Source organism: Streptomyces sporangiiformans (genome assembly GCF_005768555.2).
Taxonomy (GTDB): Bacteria; Actinomycetota; Actinomycetes; order Streptomycetales; family Streptomycetaceae; genus Streptomyces; species Streptomyces sporangiiformans.
The window spans coordinates 1-1,261 of sequence record NZ_VCHX02000062.1 but is presented as its reverse complement, the minus strand read 5'-3'; the positions used below and the strand labels follow the sequence as shown (position 1 = coordinate 1,261).

1 protein-coding gene and 1 pseudogene are annotated in these 1,261 nt (G+C 66.4%); both read right to left on the bottom strand.

The window, feature by feature from the left end; all coding sequences use genetic code 11:
* The coding region (locus FGD71_RS05795) for an alpha-amylase family glycosyl hydrolase (RefSeq protein WP_240436415.1) at positions 1-710 on the bottom strand (710 nt) is incomplete at its 3' end.
* Positions 707-1,261: pseudogene (locus FGD71_RS05790) on the bottom strand (alpha-1,4-glucan--maltose-1-phosphate maltosyltransferase); the annotation flags it as partial. The pseudogene FGD71_RS05790 and the gene FGD71_RS05795, both read right to left, overlap by 4 nt.

The window sequence follows — 1,261 nt, the reverse complement described above, 5'->3', positions numbered from 1 at the left end:
GTGGCGGGCAGGTTCTCGCAGTCGGTGCCCTCCTCCGCGTAGAGGTAGGGGACCGCGTCCAGCCGGAACCCGTCGATCCCCAGATCCAGCCAGAATCTGAGCGCTGCCAGCACCTCCTCCTGCACCGCGGGGTTCTCGAAGTTGAGGTCCGGCTGATGCGAGAAGAACCGGTGGAAGTAGTACTGCTCGCGGACCGGGTCGAAGGTCCAGTTGGAGACCTCGGTGTCGACGAAGATGATCCGGGCGTCCTGGTACTGCTTGTCGTCGTCCGCCCACATGTAGTAATCGCCGTACGGCCCGTCGGGGTTCTTCCGCGACTCCTGGAACCACGGATGCTCATCGCTGGTGTGGTTCATGACGAAGTCGATGATCACGCGCATGCCGCGCTGGTGGGCGGCGTCCACGAACTCCACGAAGTCGGCGAGGTCGCCGAACTCGGGCAGGACGGCGGTGTAGTCGGAGACGTCGTAGCCGCCGTCGCGCAGCGGGGACTTGAAGAACGGCGGCAGCCACAGGCAGTCGACGCCGAGCCATTGCAGGTAGTCGAGCTTGGCCGTCAGCCCCTTGAGGTCGCCGATGCCGTCGCCGTCGCTGTCCTGGAAGGAGCGGACGAGGACTTCGTAGAACACGGCGCGTTTGAACCACTCGGGGTCGCGGTCTTTCGCGGGGGTGTCTTCGAAGGTGTCCGGGACGGGCTCGTTGACGATCATGATGTGGGTGACCCTCCGATCGGTGAGGACGGTCGCAGGACGCATATGTGTGCCGGCGCGCGGCCCGGCTCGAGCCGCACATAGGTGGTCCTGCCCCAGTGGTAGGTGGCGCCGGTGAGCTCGTCGCGCACCGGAACGGACTCGTGCCAGTCGAGCCCCAGTTGTGGCATGTCCAGGCAGACCGTGGCCTCCTGGGTGTGGTGCGGGTCGAGGTTGACCACCACCACGACCGTGTTCGAGCCGCTGCGCTTGGAGTACGCGATGACCGCGTCCTTGTCCGTGGGATGGAAGTGCAGGTCCCGCAATTGCTGGAGCGCGGGGTTGTGGCGCCGTGTCCGGTTGAGCCGGGATATGAGCGGCGCTATGGACCGACCCTCGCGTTCGGCCGACTCCCAGTTCCGTGGCCGTAGTTGGTACTTCTCCGAGTGCAGGTACTCTTCGCTGCCCGCCCGCAGCGGGGTGTTCTCGCACAGCTCGAACCCGCTGTAGACACCCCAGGTCGGCGACAGCGTCGCGGCCAGCACCGCCCGCAACTCGAACGCCGGCCGCCC